We start from the raw sequence: 18,524 nt of genomic DNA on the forward strand, positions 1-18,524 counted from the left end.
GCCGAGCCGCGCGCCCGTGCCGCACGCGGCCCTCCTCGTGCTCGAGGACGGCACCGTGGCCCGCGGCCGTGCGTACGGCGCCCGTGGCGCCACCTTCGGCGAGATCGTCTTCTCCACCGGCATGACCGGCTACCAGGAGACCCTCACCGACCCCTCCTACCACCGCCAGATCGTCGTGATGACGGCCCCGCACGTCGGGAACACCGGCATCAACGACGAGGACCCGGAGTCCGGCAAGATCTGGGTCGCCGGCTACGTGCTGCGCGACCCCGCCCGCCGCATGTCCTCCTGGCGTGCGGACCGCTCCCTCGAGGAGGAGCTCACGGCCCAGGGCGTCGTGGGCATCAGCGACGTCGACACCCGCAAGCTCACGCGCCACCTGCGCGAGCTGGGCGTCATGCGCGCCGGGATCTTCTCCGGCGACGCCCTGGTGCGCGAGGTCGCCGGCGGCACGCTCGTCGAGAGGTCGGTGCCCGAGCTGGTCGCCGAGGTGCAGGCGTCCCCTCAGATGGCGGGCGCCAACCTCTCCCCGGAGGTCACGACCGACCAGGCGTACGTCGTCGAGCCCTCGGGCGACTTCGCCGGGCGGGAGCCGCTGGCGACCGTCGTCGCCGTCGACCTGGGCATCAAGGCCATGACCCCGGCGCGGCTGGCGCAGCGGGGCGTGCGCGTGCACGTCGTGCCCCAGTCGGCCACGATCGCCGACATCGAGGCCCTGCTGCCGACCGACGGCTCGCCCACCGGCGTGTTCTTCTCGAACGGCCCCGGCGACCCGTCGTCGGCCACCCACGAGATCGAGCTGCTGCGCGGCGTGCTGGACCGGGGCATCCCGTTCTTCGGCATCTGCTTCGGCAACCAGCTGCTGGGCCGCGCCCTGGGGTACGGCACGTACAAGCTCGGGTACGGCCACCGCGGCATCAACCAGCCCGTCATGGACCGCACCACCGGCAAGGTCGAGGTCACGGCGCACAACCACGGCTTCGCCGTCGACGCGCCCCTGGACGCGGTGTCCACCGCGCCCCACGACGCCGAGCGCGCCGACGGCCGCGCCTACGGCCGCGTCATCGTGTCCCACGTCGGCCTCAACGACCAGGTGGTCGAGGGGCTGACCGCGCTCGACGTGCCGGCCTTCTCCGTGCAGTACCACCCCGAGGCCGCCGCCGGACCGCACGACAGCGCCTACCTCTTCGACCGCTTCGTCGAGCTCATGACGAGCCGCGAGCCCGTGACCGTCCCCGCCGCCACGCTGGCCGCGCTGAAGGAGAACTGATGCCCCGCCGTTCCGACCTCTCCTCCGTCCTGGTCATCGGCTCCGGCCCGATCGTCATCGGCCAGGCCTGCGAGTTCGACTACTCCGGCACGCAGGCATGCCGCGTGCTGAAGGAGGAGGGCCTGCGGGTCGTCCTCGTGAACTCGAACCCGGCCACGATCATGACCGACCCGGAGTTCGCCGACGCCACGTACGTCGAGCCGATCACCACCGAGGTGCTCACCTCGATCATCGCCAAGGAGCGCCCCGACGCCCTCCTGCCCACCCTCGGCGGCCAGACGGCGCTCAACGCCGCCATCGCCCTCGACGAGGCCGGCGTCCTCGAGCAGTACGACGTCGAGCTCATCGGCGCGAACATCCCCGCCATCCAGAAGGGCGAGGACCGCCAGCAGTTCAAGGACGTCGTCGCCAAGTGCGGCGGCGAGTCCGCCCGCTCCGTCATCGTGCACACCGTGGAGGAGGCCGTCGCGGCGGCCGCCGACCTCGGCTACCCGATGGTCGTGCGCCCGTCCTTCACGATGGGCGGCCTCGGCTCCGGCTTCGCGTACGACGAGACCGAGCTGCGCCGCATCGTCGGCCAGGGCCTGCACTACTCGCCCACCACCGAGGTGCTCCTGGAGGAGTCCATCCTCGGCTGGAAGGAGTACGAGCTCGAGCTCATGCGCGACAAGGACGACAACGTCGTGGTCGTCTGCTCGATCGAGAACGTGGACCCGGTCGGCGTGCACACCGGCGACTCGGTCACCGTGGCCCCCGCGATGACGCTCACCGACCGCGAGTACCAGAAGCTACGCGACATCGGCATCGCCGTCATCCGCGAGGTCGGCGTCGACACGGGCGGCTGCAACATCCAGTTCGCCGTCGACCCCGACACCGGGCGCGTCATCGTCATCGAGATGAACCCGCGCGTGTCGCGCTCCTCGGCCCTGGCGTCGAAGGCGACCGGCTTCCCGATCGCGAAGATCGCGGCCAAGCTCGCCGTCGGGTACACGCTCGACGAGATCCCGAACGACATCACGCGCGTCACGCCGGCGAGCTTCGAGCCCACGCTCGACTACGTCGTCGTCAAGGTGCCCCGCTTCGCGTTCGAGAAGTTCCCGGCCGCCGACCCGACGCTCACCACGACCATGAAGTCGGTGGGCGAGGCCATGGCGCTGGGCCGCAACTTCACCGAGGCGCTCGGCAAGGCCCTGCGCTCGATCGACAAGGGCGGGGTCTCGTTCCACTGGGACGGCGACGCGCCGTCCGGGGCGGAGCTCGACCAGCTGCTCGCCGAGATCGTGCGACCCACCGAGCACCGCATGGTCGGCGTGCAGCAGGCCCTGCGGGCGGTCGTCGCCGGGCACACCACGCTCGAGGCCGTCTTCGACGCGACGAAGATCGACCCCTGGTTCCTCGACCAGATCCTGCTGATGAACGAGGTCGCCGCCGAGGTGGCCGCCGGCCCGACCCTCACCGAGGACGTGCTGCGCCGCGCCAAGCGGCACGGCCTGTCCGACGTGCAGGTCGCGCGGCTGCGCGGCATGGGCCCGGCGGGGGAGGCCACCGTCCGCGAGGTGCGGCGCGCGCTCGGCGTCCGGCCGGTCTACAAGACGGTCGATACCTGCGCCGCCGAGTTCGCGGCCCGCACGCCGTACCACTACTCGTCCTACGACGAGGAGACCGAGGTGGCGCCCCGCGAGCGCGAGGCCGTCATCATCCTGGGCTCCGGCCCGAACCGGATCGGCCAGGGCATCGAGTTCGACTACTCGTGCGTGCACGCCGCCCTGACCCTGTCCGAGCGGTACGAGACCGTCATGGTCAACTGCAACCCGGAGACCGTCTCGACGGACTACGACACCTCCGACCGCCTGTACTTCGAGCCGCTCACGTTCGAGGACGTCCTCGAGGTCTACGAGGCCGAGCTCGCCGCCGGCCCGGTCAAGGGCGTCATCGTGCAGCTCGGCGGGCAGACGCCGCTCGCTCTCGCGCAGCGCCTGGCGGACGCGGGCGTGCCGATCCTCGGCACCTCGCCCGAGGCCATCGACGCCGCCGAGGACCGCGGCATCTTCGGGCAGGTGCTGCTCGACGCCGGCCTGCCCGCGCCCGCGTTCGGCACGGCCCGCTCGCTGGGCCAGGCCCGCGAGGTGGCCGAGACGATCGGCTACCCGGTGCTGGTGCGCCCGTCGTACGTGCTCGGCGGCCGCGGCATGGAGATCGTGTACTCCGCCGAGCAGCTCACCGAGTACGTCGAGCGGGCGCTCGCGGCCGCCGCCGCGGACGAGCGCACGGCCGGCGGCCTGCTGCCCGCGCCGCTGCTCATCGACCGATTCCTCGACGACGCGATGGAGATCGACGTCGACGCCCTGTACGACGGCGAGGAGATGTTCCTCGGCGGCGTCATGGAGCACATCGAGGAGGCCGGCATCCACTCCGGCGACTCCGCGTGCGTGCTGCCGCCGGTCTCGCTGTCGACCGCGGAGATCGAGCGCATCCGCCGCTCCACCGAGGCGATCGCGAAGGGCGTCGGCGTGCGCGGCCTGCTCAACGTGCAGTACGCGCTCGTCTCGGACGTCCTGTACGTGCTCGAGGCGAACCCGCGCGCGTCGCGCACCGTCCCGTTCGTGTCCAAGGCGACGGGCACCTCGATGTCCAAGGCGGCGGCCCGGGTCATGGTCGGCGAGTCGATCGCCGAGCTGCGCGCAGCCGGCGTCCTGCCCGCCGAGGGCGACGGCGGCACGCTCGACCTCGGGGCGCCGCTGGCGGTCAAGGAGGCCGTGCTGCCGTTCAAGCGGTTCCGCACCGCCGAGGGCCAGGTCGTCGACACGGTGCTCGGCCCGGAGATGCGCTCCACCGGCGAGGTCATGGGCTTCGACAAGGACTTCCCGCACGCGTTCGCGAAGTCGCAGGCCGCCGCGTTCGGCGGGCTGCCCACCGAGGGCCGGGTGTTCGTGTCGGTCGCCGACCGCGACAAGCGCTCGATCATCTTCCCGGTGAAGCGGCTCGCGGAGCTGGGCTTCGAGGTGCTCGCCACCTCCGGCACGGCGCAGGTGCTGCGGCGCAACGGCATCGGCAGCACGGTCGTGCGCAAGTTCTCCGAGGGCCGGGGTGCCGACGGCGAGCCGACGATCGTCGACCTCATCAGCGACGGCAGCGTCGACCTCGTGGTCAACTCCCCGTCCGGCCAGGGCGCTCGCGCCGACGGCTACGAGATCCGCGCCGCGACGACGGCGGCGGACAAGCCGATGATCACCACCGTGGACCAGCTCGCCGCAGCGGTGCAGGGCATCGAGGCGGTCCGTGGCGGCCCGTTCGACATCGCGAGCCTCCAGGAGCACACGACGGCGACGCGGGAGCGGCTCGGCGCCGCGGCGGCGGGGTTGCCGGCATGAGCGCCGCGGCCACGCCCCTTGCCACCTCGGCGCCGTTCGGCGCGCGGCTCGCCGCGGCGATGGACGCCCACGGGCCGCTGTGCGTGGGCATCGACCCGCACGCGTCGCTGCTCTCGGCCTGGGGGCTGGGGGACGACGCCGCAGGGGTCCGCGAGTTCGGCCTGCGGGTCGTGGACGCGCTCGGCGGGCGGGTGGCGGCCTTCAAGCCGCAGGCCGCGTTCTTCGAGCGCCACGGTTCCGCCGGCGTCGCGGCGCTGGAGGACGTGATCGCCGCCTCCCGCGCCGTGGGCACCCTGACGATCGTCGACGCCAAGCGCGGCGACATCGGCTCGACGATGGGTGCCTACGCCGACGCGTTCCTCGCGGACGGCTCGCCCCTCGCCGGTGACGCCGTGACGGTGTCGCCGTACCTGGGCTTCGGCTCGCTCGCGCCGGCCGCCGAGCTGGCCGCGCGCACCGGGCGCGGCATCTTCGTGCTGTGCCTCACCTCCAACAAGGAGGGGCACGAGGTGCAGCACGCCGTCGGGCCCGACGGCGTGAGCGTCGCGGCGTCGGTCGCCGCCCAGGCGGCCGTGCTGAACGCCGGCGCCGTCGCCGAGGGGCTGCCGATGGGCTCGGTCGGGCTCGTCGTCGGTGCCACGGTCGGCGACGCCGCCCGTGAGACCGGCACGGACCTCGTGGCCGTGCACGGCCCGCTGCTCGCGCCCGGCGTGGGTGCCCAGGGCGCGGGGGAGCGGGAGCTCGCCTCCGCCTTCGGGGACGCGCGGCGACAGGTGCTCGCCTCGTCGTCCCGCGGCGTCCTCGCGGCGGGGCCCGACGCCGAGGGGCTGCGCGCGGCCGCCGCGTCCGCAGCGGCGGACGCGCGGGCCGCGCTGCGTCCCTGACGCCGGCCGTCCGCACGACGGGCCCGCCCCTCCCGGGGGGGCGGGCCCGTCGCCGTCTCCGTGGCCCTCGCGTCAGGTGGCGGCGTCAGGACCCGGAGACCTGCCAGACGGACACGTGCCGCTCGCTGTCGGCGGTGAAGGGCGTGCGGTCCCAGTCCTCCCAGCGGTGCACCAGGCGCATCCCGGCGATCCGCGCCATGAGGTCCAGCTCGGCCGGCCAGACGTACCGGAACGGCAGCCACCGGAACCGACCCGAGCCGTCCGGCCCGACGGTCACGTGGTTCGACGTGAAGCGCTGGGTGACGACGTCGATCCGGTCGAAGCCCGCGTACCCGCCGCCGGCGTCGTCGGGCGCGACCGTGAACGGCACGGTGTCCTGCCCGGGCGGCATGCGGCGCAGGGGCGGCACCCCGACCTCGACGACGAAGTGCCCGCCGGGGCGCAGGTGCGCCGCCGCGGTGCGGAAGCAGTCGACCTGGCCGTCCTGCGTCGTGACGTTGCCGATGGTGTTGAAGACGAGGTACGCGACGGCGAACTCCCCGGGCACGCGGGCGGTCGTCATGTCGCCGATCGTCACCGTCACCCGGTCGCCGCCCGGCTTGTCCGCGACGCGCGCCGCCATCGCCCGGGACAGCTCGATCCCGTGCACGGGCACGCCGCGCCGCGCGAGGGGAGCCGCGACGCGGCCGGTGCCGACGGCGAGCTCGAGGGCGGCGCCGTCGCCCGCGAGGCCCGCGAGCAGATCGACCGTGCGTCCGACGACCGCCGGGTCGAACTCGTCGTCGGTCGACGAGTCGTAGGAGGCGGCGACGCTCTCGGGGAACCACCCGTCCTCGACGGCGTCCGGGGTCGTGCTCGGGTCCGTCGGCATGCACCGACCGTAGGCCTCGGCGCACGAGCCGCGGGAGCCCTTTTCCGTGCAGGCGTGCGACCTGCGACGATGTCCTGACCCGAATGCCGCTTTCCTCCCGGTCGGACGGCGATCCGTCCTGCGCTACGGATTGCCGCCTCCGCAGGTCGTGGCTACTTTCGAGGGAGCAGTTCCCTCACAGGCGGACCGACAGAGTAGGTGACTTGCGTGGCTCTCCCCCCTCTCACCCCGGAACAGCGTGCTGCGGCCCTCGAGAAGGCGGCCGAGGCTCGGCGCGTCCGCGCGGAGATCAAGAACCGGTTGAAGTACTCCCAGGGCTCCCTCAAGGACGTGATCGAGAAGGGGCAGAAGGACGACGTCGTGGGCAAGCTCAAGGTCGTCTCGCTGCTCGAGTCGCTCCCGGGGGTCGGTAAGGTGAAGGCCCGGGCGATCATGGAGGAGATCGGGATCGCCGAGACCCGCCGGGTCCGCGGCCTCGGGCCGCACCAGGCTTCGGCGCTCATCGAGAGGTTTGGCTGACATTTCCGCACGATCCGCCGGCAGTCCGGCACCGCAGCAGGCCCCTGTCACGGCGGACGCGGGAGCGACGTCGGCGCGCCTGACCGTGCTGGCCGGGCCGACGGCCGTCGGCAAGGGCACGGTCTCGGCCGACGTGCGCGCCCGCTACCCGCAGGTGTGGCTGTCGGTGTCGGCGACGACCCGGCCGGCGCGCCCCGGCGAGGTGCACGGCGTGCACTACCTGTTCGTCTCGCCCGAGGAGTTCGACCGGATGGTCGCCGACGGGGAGATGCTCGAGTGGGCGGTGGTGCACGGTCGGCACCGGTACGGCACCCCCCGGGGGCCGGTCGAGGAGCATCTCGCCGCCGGCGTGCCCACCCTGCTGGAGATCGACCTGCAGGGCGCGCGGCAGGTGCGCGAGGCGGTCACGGCGAGAGGGCTCGCCGCGCAGTTCGTCTTCCTCGCCCCGCCCAGCTTCGACGAGCTCGTGCGGCGCCTTGTCGGGCGCGGCACGGAGGACGCGGAGGAGCGTGAGCGACGCCTGACCACGGCGCGGACCGAGCTCGCCGCCGAGGCCGAGTTCGACGTGACGATCGTCAACGACGACGTCACCCACGCCACGGACCGGCTCGCGCGGGTGATGGGTGTGACGTCCGCCGCACCCCGGGTCGCCCTGGAGGGCACCGGCTGGGGGTCCGCGCCCGAGCGCAGGTAGGATGGACCGCTGACCCCCTGACATCGCGTCACCGCAGCTGTCAGCGAACCCGTCACCGAACTTTGTCTGGAGTGTGACCCATGGCCGGAACCGTGGCCCAGCCCATCGGCATCACCGACCCGCCCATCGACGAGCTGCTCGAGCGCACCGACTCGAAGTACGGCCTCGTGCTGTACGCGTCCCAGCGCGCCCGCCAGATCAACGCCTACTACTCGCAGCTCAACGAGGGCCTGCTCGAGAACGTGGGCCCGCTGGTCGAGACCCGCAACCAGGAGAAGCCGCTCTCCATCGCCATGCGCGAGATCAACGAGGGCCTGCTCACCTCGACCCCGGTCGAGGAGAAGCCCGAGGCCGCCGCGGAGCCGGTCGCCGAGCCCGGCGACGAGATCACCTTCTGACGGCACGGCGCCGGTCGGCGACCGGCGTCCCCCTGCGGCGACGAGGTAGCGCGCGATGAGGATCCTGCTCGGCGTCAGCGGCGGCATCGCCGCGTACAAGGCCGTGCTGCTGCTGCGGCTCCTGCGCGAGGACGGCCACGCGGTCCGGGTGATCCCGACCGCGTCCGCCCTGCGCTTCGTGGGCGCGCCGACGTTCGAGGCGCTCTCCGGCGAGCCGGTCACGGACGAGGTCTTCGAGGACGTCGCGCACGTCCCCCACGTGGCGCTCGGACAGGGCGCCGACCTCGTCGTCGTGGCGCCCGCGACGGCGGACCTGCTCGCCCGGGCGGCGACCGGCCGGGCCGACGACCTCCTCACCTCGACCCTCCTCACCGCCCGCTGCCCGGTCGTGATGGCCCCCGCCATGCACACCGAGATGTGGGAGCACCCCGCCACCCGCGCCAACGTGGCGACGCTGCGCGAGCGGGGCGTCACGGTGATCGAGCCGGAGAGCGGCCGTCTCACCGGCGCGGACACGGGCCCGGGGCGCCTGCCCGAGCCGGAGGAGATCGCGCGTGCAGCCCTCGCGGCCGCGGCGTCCGCCGGCCCCTCGACTCCCGGGGACGGGCCTCCCGGCGACCTGTCCGGTCGCACGGTGGTCGTCTCGGCGGGGGGCACCCGCGAGCCGATCGACCCGGTGCGCTTCATCGGCAACCGGTCCAGCGGGCGCCAGGGCGCCGCGCTCGCCGAGGCCGCCCGCGCCCGCGGCGCCGCGGTCACGCTCGTGGCCGCCAACCTGGACGACGCCGTGTGCGGGGCCGCGCGCGCGGCCGGCGTCGTCGTCGTGCCCGTGGAGACCACGGCCGAGCTGCGCGACGCCGTGCGTGCGGGCGCGTCGGAGGCCGACGTCGTCGTGATGGCGGCGGCGGTGGCCGACTTCCGCCCGGCCGACGTGCCGGACGCCAAGATCAAGAAGGTGCCGGGCGAAGGCCCCGCGCCCCTCACGCTCGTCGAGAACCCGGACGTGCTCGCCGAGCTCGCGCACGACCGGCTGCGCCCCGGCCAGCTCGTCGTGGGCTTCGCGGCCGAGACCGGCGACGCGGACGGCTCCGTGCTCGAGCACGGGCGCCGCAAGGCGCTGCGCAAGGGCGCGGACCTGCTCGCGGTGAACGCCGTGGGCGCCGGGCGCGGCTTCGGCGCCCCCACCAACGCCGTCACGGTGCTCGACGGCCGCGGCGAGGTCGTGACCGAGGCCGCCGGGTCGAAGCGCGAGGTCGCGGACGCCATCTGGGACGCCGTGACGAAGACGCTGCCCGGCATCTGAGATTCACCCAGCATGTGAGACATTTCCCGTCTCGAGGGCCCGATGGGGCGGCCTGTTCCCCGTAGGCTGTCCGCCATGACCGATGCGCTGCGCCTCTTCACGTCCGAGTCCGTGACCGAGGGCCACCCGGACAAGGTCTGCGACCAGATCTCCGACGCGATCCTCGACGCGCTGCTCGCACAGGACCCGCGCTCGCGCGTGGCGGTGGAGACGATGGTGACCACGGGCCTGGTGCACGTGGCGGGCGAGGTCACGACAGACGCGTACGTCGAGATCCCACAGATCGTGCGCGAGGTGGTCCGCCGCATCGGGTACACGTCCTCGGCGATCGGGTTCGACGGCGACTCCTGCGGCGTCTCCGTGTCGATCGGGCAGCAGTCGCCCGACATCGCGCAGGGCGTCGACAAGAGCCTCGAGGAGCGCGACGACGCCTCCGGACCGGGCCTCGACCGCGACCCCCTCGACGCGCAGGGCGCGGGCGACCAGGGCCTGATGTTCGGGTACGCCACCGACGAGACGCCGTCCCTGATGCCGCTGCCGATCTGGACGTCGCACCGGCTCGCGGAGCGGCTGTCGGCCGTGCGGCGCTCGGGCGAGCTGCCCGGCCTCCGCCCCGACGGCAAGACGCAGGTGACGGTCGCGTACGACGGCGACCGGCCGGTGCGCATCGACACCGTGGTGCTGTCCACGCAGCACGACGCCGACATCGTGCAGGAGAAGCTGCAGCGCGAGGTCGCGGACGTCGTCATCGCGCCGGTGCTGGCCCAGGTGGCCCAGGAGACCGGCGTCGAGACGGCGGACGCACGCCTCATCGTCAACCCGACCGGCAAGTTCGTCGTGGGCGGACCGCAGGGCGACGCCGGCCTCACCGGCCGCAAGATCATCGTCGACACCTACGGCGGCATGGCGCGGCACGGCGGCGGCGCGTTCTCCGGCAAGGACCCGTCGAAGGTCGACCGGTCCGCCGCGTACGCGATGCGCTGGGTCGCGAAGAACGTCGTCGCGGCGGGGCTGGCGCGCCGGTGCGAGGTGCAGGTCGCGTACGCGATCGGCAAGGCGCACCCGGTAGGGCTGTACGTCGAGACGTTCGGCACGGAGACGGTGCCCACCGAGCGGATCGCCGCGGCCATCGAGAGCGTCTTCGACCTGCGCCCGGCGGCGATCATCCGCGACCTCGACCTGCTGCGCCCCGTGTACGCCCAGACGGCCGCCTACGGGCACTTCGGCCGCGACCTGCCCGGGTTCACCTGGGAGCGCACCGACCGCGTCGACGCGCTGCGGGCCGCGGTCTGACCCACCGTTCCGGCCTTCGGTCGCGGCTGAGTGGTGCGAAGGCACCTTGCCATCACGTGCTCCTCTCGTCCGGCGGCGGCGTCGGTCGAGCCTGGTGTCACCGTGCTCGGCTGCGTCCGTGGGGCGTGATGGGATGGCCTCGTGACTGAGACCCCCGAGCCCGAGCAGCCCGCGCTGCTCGGGCTCGACGACGTCCCGGCCCCGCGCGACGCCGGCGCGAAGGGGCGTCGCAAGCCCGGGAAGGGCGGCAAGGCCGCCCTGGGCGCCACCCCCGTCGCCGACGAGCTCCCCGTCGCCCGGGTGGTGCTCGACCTGCAGCCCGCGCACCTGGACCGCCCGTACGACTACCTGGTGCCCGCCCCGATGGCCGACGACGCCCGGCCGGGCGTGCGGGTGCGGGCCCGGTTCGGGCCGCAGGAGGTGGCGGGGTACGTGGTGGAGCGTCGCGAGACGTCCGACCACGACGGGCGGCTGGTGCCCCTCAGGCGCGTGGTCTCGGCCGACGCCGTGCTGTCGGAGCCGGTGCTGCGGCTGGCCCGCGCCGTCGCGGACCGGTACGCGGGAACGCTCGCCGACGTGCTGCGCCTCGCCGTGCCGCCGCGGCACGCCCGCGTCGAGAAGGAGGTGCTCGCCTCCCTGACCACGGCTCCGGACGGGGCGGCGCGGGTCGCGTCGAGCGGCGAGCCGGCCGATACCCAGGGCGACAGCACCCAGGGCCTCGCTCAGGAGCCCGTGGAGGGCGTCCAGGACGCCCCGGAGGACGTCGGGGAGGGCGCGGACCGTCCCGGCCCCGTACGGCTCGTCTCAGCGGGCTCGACGACCGCATGGGAGTCCTACCTGGGCGGGGAGGCGTTCTGTCGTCACGTGCTCGCCGGCGGCGCTCCGCGGGCCGTGTGGACGCCGCTGCCCGGCCTCGCGCCCCCGGCGGGCGACGGGCCGGCGCGCGTACCGCACTGGGCGTCCGCCGTCGCACAGGCGGCCCGTGCCGCCGTGGCCGGCGGACGGCGCGTCCTCGTCGTCGCGCCCGACGCCCGCGACGTCGAGCGCGTCGTGGCCGCCCTCGGCGAGGCCGGGCTCGACGACGTCGTGCGGCTCCTCGCCGACGACGGACCCGCCCCGCGCTACCGCGCCTTCCTGCGCGCCCGGCACGGGCTGGCCGACGTCGTCGTCGGGACGCGGGCCGCCATGTTCGCCCCGGTGCCGGACCTCGGTCTCGTGGTGCTGTGGGGCGACGGCGAGGACACGCTCGCGGAGCCGCACGCCCCCTACCCGCACGCCCGAGACGTGCTCGCCCTGCGCAGCGACCTGGAGGACGCCGCCTACCTGCTGGGGTCGCCGGGCCGGACCGTGCAGGCGCAGGCCCTGCTGGCGTCCGGGTGGGCGCGCGAGATCGCCGCGCCCCGAGACGTGCTGCGCGCCCGCGCCCCCCGTGTGCGCGCCCTCACGTCCGTCGAGCTCGCCGCCGAGGGGCCGGGAGCCGCCGCCCGGCTGCCGACCGCCGCCTGGCGGGCCGCCCGCGACGGGCTGACCCGCGGGCCCGTCCTCGTCCAGGTGCCCCGCACCGGCTACCTGCCCGTCGTCGCGTGCGCGCGGTGCCGGACCGCCGCCCGCTGCGCCGCCTGCCACGGCCCGCTCGGCATGACCCGCACCGGCAGCGCGCCCCAGTGCTCCTGGTGCGGCCGGCTCGCCGGCGGCTGGCGCTGCGAGGAGTGCGGCGACACCCACCTGCGTGCCGTCCGCGTCGGGTCGGACCGCACCGCCGAGGAGCTCGGCCGGGCGTTCGCGGGCACTCCCGTGCGCGTGTCCGCGTCCTCCGCGCCCGCCGGGGTGCTCGACCGGGTAGGTCCCGAACCGGCCCTCGTCGTCGCGACACCCGGCGCCGAGCCCGTCGCCGACGGCGGGTACGCCGTCGCTCTCCTGCTCGACGCCGCCGTGGCCACCGCGGGCACGGGCCTCGCCACGGCGACGGAGGCGCTGCACCGTTGGCTCGCGGCCGCGGCCCTCGTGCACCCGTCCCGCGCCGGCGGACAGGTGCTCCTCGTCGGCGACGGCGCCCCCGCCCCGACCGGGGCGCTCGTGCGCTACGACCCCGGGGGCCTGGCCGACCGGGAGCTCGCCGAGCGTCGCGAGCTCGCGCTGCCGCCCGCGGTCCGTGTCGCGTCCGTCACCGGGGACCGGGGCGCGGTGGACGCCGTCGTGGGCCGGGTGGCGCTCGCGGGCCCCGACACCGTCCTGGGGCCCGTCGAGCAGCCCGACGCCGACCCGCGCCGCGGCGCCACGCTCGAGCCCCAGGTGCGCACCGTGCTGCGCGTCCCCCTCGCCCAAGGCGGCGAGCTCGCCGCCCAGCTGCGCGCCTCCCTCGCCGTCCGGTCGGCCCGGCGGGAGGGCGGCGCCGTGCGCGTCCAGGTCGACCCGAAGGAGATGCTCTGATGGCTCCTGGCCCCGCCGAGGCCCTCGTCGACACGGTGGTGCTCGACTTCGGCAACGTGCTCGTCGGCTGGGACCCCTACGGGGCGTTCCCGGGGCGCACGCGCGCCGAGGTGGACGCCTGGATGGCGGACGTCGACTTCCCCGCCCTCAACCTCGCCCAGGACGCCGGGCGCAGCTGGACCGACGCCCGCGCCAGCCTGGCCGACCGGCCCCACCTGCAACCGCTGCTCGACGAGTACGTGGCGGGCTTCCCCGGCACCCTGACCGGGCCCGTCCCGGGCTCGGCGGAGCTCGTCGACGAGCTGGCGGCCGCCGGCGTGCGCCTCCTCGGGCTCACCAACTGGTCGGACGAGCTGTTCGGGCACGCCGCCGGGGCGGCCCCCGCGACGACGCGCATGGAGCACGTGGTGGTGTCCGGGCGGGTGGGGCTCGCGAAGCCCGACCCGGCGATCTTCCGGCACCTGATGGTCACGCACGACGTCGACCCCGCGCGCGCCGTCTTCGTCGACGACAGCCCCGCCAACGTCGAGGCCGCCCGCGAGCTGGGCTTCCACGCCGTCCGCTTCACCGACGCCGCGGCGCTGCGCGCCGCCCTGCGCGACCTCGGTCTCCCTGTCGGCCGGTAGCCGGCACGAGCACGAGGGAGGACGTCGACCGGACGGTCACGATGCCGGTCGGCGCCCACGACCTCTCGCGACCACGGCCGGGCCACGCCGCTGCATGACGCTCGACGGCACCCCGGCGCTCGCGGACCGGGACCCGCTCGCCCGACTACGATCGGGTGGTGCGCCTGCTCTTCGCCGGAACCCCTGACCCTGCCGTCCCGTCCCTGCGCGCCCTGCTGGCGTCGCGCCACGAGGTCGTCGCCGTCCTGACCCGGGCGGACGCGCCCGCCGGACGCGGCCGCCGGCTCGTGCCCAGCCCGGTGCGCCTCGCGGCCGAGGAGGCCGGGATCCCGGTCCTCACCGAGCGCCCGCGCGGGGAGGAGTTCCTCGCGACGCTGCGCGAGCTCGACGTCGACGCCGCCCCCGTCGTCGCGTACGGGCACCTCCTGCGCGCCGACGTGCTCGCCGTCCCGCGCCTCGGCTGGGTCAACCTGCACTTCTCCGTCCTGCCCGCGTGGCGCGGGGCCGCCCCCGTGCAGCACGCCGTGCTCGCCGGGGACGAGGTCACCGGCGCGACGACGTTCCTCCTCGACGAGGGCATGGACACCGGCCCGGTGCTCGGCACCGCCACGGAGACGATCCGCCCCCGCGACACCTCCGGCGACCTGCTCGGCCGGCTGGCCACCAGCGGCGCCGACCTGCTCGTCGCGACCCTCGACGCCCTCGAGGACGGGACGCTCGCGCCCCAGCCGCAGCCCGCGGACGGCGTCTCCCTCGCGCCCAAGGTGACGACCGACGACGCCCGCGTCCGCTGGGACGACCCCGCACTCGCCGTCGACCGACGGATCCGCGCCGTCACCCCCGCCCCCGGCGCGTGGACCACCCTGCCGCCCACCGCCGGGCTCGACGCCGCCCCGGGCGCCCGCCTCGGCCTGGGTCCCGTCACCCCGCGACCCGACGTCGCTGACCTCGCCCCCGGCGAGGTGCGCCCCGGCAAGAAGGAGGTCCTCGTCGGGACCGCCACGCACGCCGTCGCGCTCGGGCACGTGCAGCCCGTCGGCAAGAAGCCGATGCCCGCCGCGGACTGGGCACGCGGCGCGCGCGGCCTCTTCACCGGGGACGCCGGCGACGCCTCCCTGCGCCTCGGGCAGGACGCCCGATGAGCGACGACCGCCGGGACGAGCGCCGCGCGCCCGCCCGCAACAGCAAGGGACGCCAGCGCAGCGCCGCCCGCACCCGCGGCGAGACGCACCGCAGCGCCCAGGCGCCCGGCGAGCGCCGCCGCCGCACCGACCCGGCCCGCACCGCGGCCTACGACGTGCTGCGCCAGGTGGACGGCTCCGACGCCTACGCCAACCTCGTGCTCCCGCCCCTGCTCCGCGAACGCAGGATCGCCGGCCGCGACGCCGCGTTCGCCACCGAGCTCGCGTACGGCACCCTGCGCCTGCGCGGACGCTACGACGCGATCCTCGCCCGCTGCGTGACCCGCCCCCTCGACCAGCTCGACCCCGAGGTGCTCGACGTCCTCCGCCTCGGCACGCACCAGCTCCTGGGGATGCGCGTCCCGTCCCACGCGGCCGTCTCCGAGACCGTCGCGCTCGCCCGCGACCGCGTGGGCGCCGGGCCGGCCCAGATGGTCAACGCCGTCCTGCGCGCCGTCGGACGCACGCCCCTCGAGGAATGGCTCGCCCGCCTCACCGAGGAGGCGCCCGACACCGTCACCGGGCTCGCCACGGTCGGCTCGCACCCGGTGTGGATCACCAGGGCCCTGCGCGAGGCGCTCGCGGGCCACGGACGCGGCCCCGACGAGATCGCCGACCTGCTCGACGCGGACAACGCCGCGCCCCGCGTGACCCTCGTCGCGCGCCCCGGCCTCGCGGCGCCCGACCTGCTCCAGGAGCAGGCCCACGACGCCGACGTGCGGCTCGAGCCGGGCCGCTGGGCGCCGACCGCGCTCGTCCTCGCCGGCGGCAGCGACCCCGCCGCGCTGCCTGCCGTCGCTGATGCCCGCGCAGGCGTCCAGGACGAGGGCTCGCAGCTCGTCACCCTCGCACTCGCAGGCGCCCCGCTCGACGGCGCCGACGCGCGCTGGCTCGACCTCTGTGCCGGGCCGGGCGGCAAGGCCGCCCTCCTCGCGGCGCTGGCGGGGGAGCGAGGCGCCACCCTCGTCGCCAACGAGGTGCAGCCGCACCGCGCCCGCCTCGTCGAGCGGTCCCTGCGCGCCGTGCCGGAGGGCGTCGTGGAGCGCGTGCGCACCAGCGACGGCCGGGAGGTCGGCACCGAGGAGCCCGCCGCCTACGACCGGGTCCTCGTCGACGCCCCCTGCACCGGGCTCGGCGCCCTGCGCCGGCGTCCCGAGTCGCGCTGGCGCCGCACCCCGGCCGACCTGGGCACACTGACGGTGCTGCAGCGCGAGCTGCTCGCCTCCGCCCTCGACGCGGTGCGTCCCGGCGGTGTCGTCGCGTACGTCACCTGCTCCCCGCACCTGGCGGAGACGCGGCTCGTGGTCGACGACGTGCTGCGCCGCCGGGACGACGCGGAGCGCATCGACGCCCGGTCGGCGGTGCGCGACGCGCTGGTGCCCGGTGCGGACATCGATCTCGGCGCCCCGGACGGCGGCGCGCACGGGCTGGACGTGCAGCTGTGGCCGCACGCGCACGGCACCGACGCGATGCACCTCACGCTGCTGCGCCGGGTCGCGCGCTAGATGTCGGGATCTTCTTGCACTGCCCGGTGTTGCCAGGATATGGTGGCGCCACCCAGGGGGGTCAGGAAATCCCGACGCAACGAGGTGGCGACATGAACGGCGAACGATGGACGGTAGCGCGAAGCCCGCGCGACATCGGACGCTTCGTCCAGCAGACACGCAAGCGCGAAGGCCTGAGCCAGGGGGCGCTCGCGGACGAGCTCGGGCTGACCCGACAGTACGTGTCCGAGGTCGAGTCGGGTGTCGAGAACCTCTACATCACGCGACTGTTCGAGATGTTCGACGCCTTGGGCGTCGACGTGCGGCTGGCGGAGAGGGCGGGCCGTGCCGGCGAGTGAGCTCGACGCGTGGCTGTACGGGGTCCGGGTAGCCCGGTTCGTCGGGCGTTCGAGTCCACGGGGGACTCACCGGGTCGACCTGGAGTGGGACGCCGGAGCGGTCGCGCGATGGGGATACGGCGCGCGCGTGCTGTCCCACCTCCTCCCCATGGACCCGGACGCACCGCCGTCGTCGGCCCGGGTGACGGCCTGGCTCGACGGGCTGATGCCCGAGGGGCGCGTGCGTGACTCCATGGCGATGGAGGCCGGCGTCGACCCCGAGGATTCCGTCGGCTTCTTCGCCGCCTTCGGAGGTGACACCGTCGGTGCCCTCCTGCTCGTACCTCCTGGGGCCGACCCGGAACCGGCGGCACGACCGGCGACCCGTCTCGACGACCGAGGCGTGGCGACGCTCCTTCGGGAGAGCCTGGCACGTGCCGGCGGGCATGGACGCAGCAGGCACCTGACGAGCTCCCTGCCCGGCATGGAGCCCAAGATCGGGCTGGTACGCGACGAGCGCGGCTGGCTCCGTGCGTCGCCCACCCAGCCGACGACGCACATCCTCAAGGTGGCGCGCGAGGCGGGCTCTCCCACGGCCGACCTGGTCGATACTGAGGCCGCCGCGCTCGACCTGGCCCGCCGCGTGGGTCTCACGTCGATCGACGCCGAGGTGGTCACATTCGACGACGTTCGCGCGATCGTCGTCTCACGCTACGACCGCGTGCCCGACGCGGACGCCCCGGGCGGTCAGCGACGGGTGCACCAGGAGGACGGGGCGCAGGCGCTCGGCATCAACACCCGCGACCCCGAGCGCAAGTTCCAGCACGGGCGCGCGCTGCCCTCCCTGGCCCGGATCGCCCGCACGCTGCGCGACGACGGCGCCCGGCCCGACGGCCTGCTCGCCCTCACGACCCTGAACCTGGCGGTCGGGAACACCGACGCGCACGCGAAGAACGTCTCGGTGCTCCGGCGCGCGGACGGCACGGTCGCGCTCGCGCCCGCCTACGACGTGTCCATGCACCTGCACCACGCGCACGCGTCGCGGGTCTTCGCGATGGACGTGTCCGGGGAGCGCGACATGGACCGCATCACGGCCGAGCACCTCGTCGAGGAGGGGGAGTCGTGGGGGCTGCCCCGCCGCCGTGCCCTGCGCGCCGTGGCGGCCACGCTCGACGGCCTGCGCACCGGGCTCGAGGAGATCGACCGCGACGCGCACCCGGGCGTGGGCCCCGAGGCGTGGCGGACCGTGGAGGACCGGACCGACACGCTGCGTGCCGGGCTGCACTCCTGAGGCGCGCAGGCGCGTCAGGCGAGGGTGAGCTGCAGCAGCGTGGTGCTCACGGTGCGGCCGTGCTTGACCCCGACGTCGCGCAGCACGCCGGCGACCTCGAAGCCGAACCGGCGGTGCAGGGGCAGGGAGCCGGCCGCCGCGGGGTCGTCGGCCACGACGGCCACGACCTGCCGCACGCCGGCGCGCGAGCAGGCCTCGAGCAGCGCCGTCATGAGCAGGGAGCCGACGCCGCGTCCCTGGGCCGCGGGGGCGAGGTAGATCGTGTCCTCCACCGTGTACCGGTAGGCGGCCTTGGGGCGCCAGGGGGACGCGTACGCGTAGCCGACGACGGCCCCGTCGACCTCGGCCACGAGGAACGGCAGGCCGCGGGCGTCCAGGTCCACGAGGCGCTGGCGCCACGCCGCGACGTCGGGGGCCTGCTCGTCGAACGTCACGGCCGTGCCGGTGACGTACGGCTCGAGGATGGCCGCGACGGTGGGCAGGTCGTCGGCGACGGCGGCACGCACGACCGGGGGCGCGACGGCCGTCGTCGGCGACGGCTCGGTGGGGGAGGGGAGCGGTGGCACGGGGC

General features: G+C 75.1%; 16 protein-coding genes. 14 read left to right on the top strand and 2 right to left on the bottom strand.

What is annotated here, in order from left to right:
- The first annotated feature begins 16 nt into the window (after positions 1–16).
- From carA to pyrF, 3 genes are read left to right on the top strand one after another with little or no spacing between them, the layout of a single operon-like run.
- The gene (gene carA, locus ACH443_RS11325; protein ID WP_430556829.1) at positions 17–1,270 is read left to right on the top strand and encodes a glutamine-hydrolyzing carbamoyl-phosphate synthase small subunit; all 1,254 of its coding nucleotides are present in this window, start codon (positions 17–19) and stop codon (positions 1,268–1,270) included.
- The gene (gene carB / locus ACH443_RS11330) at positions 1,270–4,641 is read left to right on the top strand and encodes a carbamoyl-phosphate synthase large subunit (protein WP_430590349.1); all 3,372 of its coding nucleotides are present in this window, start codon (positions 1,270–1,272) and stop codon (positions 4,639–4,641) included. Before carA ends, carB begins: the two co-directional genes overlap by 1 nt.
- Positions 4,638–5,525, top strand: coding sequence for an orotidine-5'-phosphate decarboxylase (gene pyrF, locus ACH443_RS11335; protein ID WP_430590350.1), 888 nt, complete (start codon positions 4,638–4,640; stop codon positions 5,523–5,525). Before carB ends, pyrF begins: the two co-directional genes overlap by 4 nt.
- An 85-nt stretch (positions 5,526–5,610) precedes the next feature.
- On the opposite strand, the gene ACH443_RS11340 is transcribed toward pyrF, so the two are convergent.
- Positions 5,611–6,396 (bottom strand): class I SAM-dependent DNA methyltransferase, encoded by a 786-nt coding sequence (locus tag ACH443_RS11340; RefSeq protein ID WP_430590351.1) that lies wholly within the window; start codon positions 6,394–6,396, stop codon positions 5,611–5,613.
- 207 nt (positions 6,397–6,603) lie between these two features.
- On the opposite strand from ACH443_RS11340, the gene mihF reads away from it, so the two are divergent.
- The 11 genes from mihF (at position 6,604) to ACH443_RS11395 (ending at position 17,953) form a co-directional block, all read left to right on the top strand.
- On the top strand, positions 6,604–6,915 hold the full coding sequence (gene mihF / locus ACH443_RS11345; RefSeq protein ID WP_079575226.1) for an integration host factor, actinobacterial type: 312 nt from the start codon (positions 6,604–6,606) through the stop codon (positions 6,913–6,915).
- 85 nt (positions 6,916–7,000) lie between these two features.
- Positions 7,001–7,609 (top strand): guanylate kinase, encoded by a 609-nt coding sequence (gmk, locus tag ACH443_RS11350; protein WP_429763793.1) that lies wholly within the window; start codon positions 7,001–7,003, stop codon positions 7,607–7,609.
- 80 nt (positions 7,610–7,689) lie between these two features.
- Positions 7,690–8,007 (top strand): DNA-directed RNA polymerase subunit omega, encoded by a 318-nt coding sequence (gene rpoZ / locus ACH443_RS11355; protein ID WP_430545481.1) that lies wholly within the window; start codon positions 7,690–7,692, stop codon positions 8,005–8,007.
- A 55-nt stretch (positions 8,008–8,062) separates the two neighbouring features.
- Entirely contained in the window at positions 8,063–9,310 is a 1,248-nt protein-coding gene (gene coaBC / locus ACH443_RS11360; RefSeq protein WP_429763543.1) for a bifunctional phosphopantothenoylcysteine decarboxylase/phosphopantothenate--cysteine ligase CoaBC, read from the top strand.
- A gap of 75 nt (positions 9,311–9,385) precedes the next feature.
- Positions 9,386–10,603 carry a methionine adenosyltransferase gene (metK, locus tag ACH443_RS11365; RefSeq protein WP_429763541.1) on the top strand — a complete coding sequence of 406 codons (1,218 nt, stop codon included), beginning with the start codon at positions 9,386–9,388 and terminating at the stop codon, positions 10,601–10,603.
- Between the two features lie 141 nt (positions 10,604–10,744).
- Complete coding sequence (locus ACH443_RS11370; RefSeq protein ID WP_430590352.1) at positions 10,745–13,033, top strand: primosomal protein N'; 2,289 nt, start codon at positions 10,745–10,747, stop codon at positions 13,031–13,033.
- Entirely contained in the window at positions 13,033–13,659 is a 627-nt protein-coding gene (locus tag ACH443_RS11375) for an HAD family hydrolase (RefSeq protein ID WP_429763537.1), read from the top strand. Before ACH443_RS11370 ends, ACH443_RS11375 begins: the two co-directional genes overlap by 1 nt.
- Positions 13,660–13,817: 158 nt before the next feature.
- A complete protein-coding gene (gene fmt / locus ACH443_RS11380; protein ID WP_429763535.1) occupies positions 13,818–14,801 on the top strand; it encodes a methionyl-tRNA formyltransferase in 984 nt (327 codons plus the stop codon).
- A complete protein-coding gene (locus ACH443_RS11385) occupies positions 14,798–16,345 on the top strand; it encodes an RsmB/NOP family class I SAM-dependent RNA methyltransferase (protein WP_430590353.1) in 1,548 nt (515 codons plus the stop codon). Before fmt ends, ACH443_RS11385 begins: the two co-directional genes overlap by 4 nt.
- 92 nt (positions 16,346–16,437) lie before the next feature.
- Positions 16,438–16,683 (top strand): helix-turn-helix transcriptional regulator, encoded by a 246-nt coding sequence (locus ACH443_RS11390; protein ID WP_429763531.1) that lies wholly within the window; start codon positions 16,438–16,440, stop codon positions 16,681–16,683.
- Positions 16,670–17,953: a type II toxin-antitoxin system HipA family toxin gene (locus ACH443_RS11395; RefSeq protein WP_430590354.1), complete on the top strand. Its 1,284-nt coding sequence runs from the start codon at positions 16,670–16,672 to the stop codon at positions 17,951–17,953. Before ACH443_RS11390 ends, ACH443_RS11395 begins: the two co-directional genes overlap by 14 nt.
- A 14-nt stretch (positions 17,954–17,967) precedes the next feature.
- Here the strand turns inward: ACH443_RS11395 and ACH443_RS11400 are convergent, their stop codons facing one another.
- Positions 17,968–18,519 (bottom strand): N-acetyltransferase family protein, encoded by a 552-nt coding sequence (locus tag ACH443_RS11400; protein ID WP_429763526.1) that lies wholly within the window; start codon positions 18,517–18,519, stop codon positions 17,968–17,970.
- Between the last annotated feature and the right edge of the window lie 5 nt (positions 18,520–18,524).

This window comes from Isoptericola sp. NPDC019571 (assembly GCF_044389385.1).
GTDB classification, from domain to species: domain Bacteria; phylum Actinomycetota; class Actinomycetes; order Actinomycetales; family Cellulomonadaceae; genus Isoptericola; species Isoptericola nanjingensis.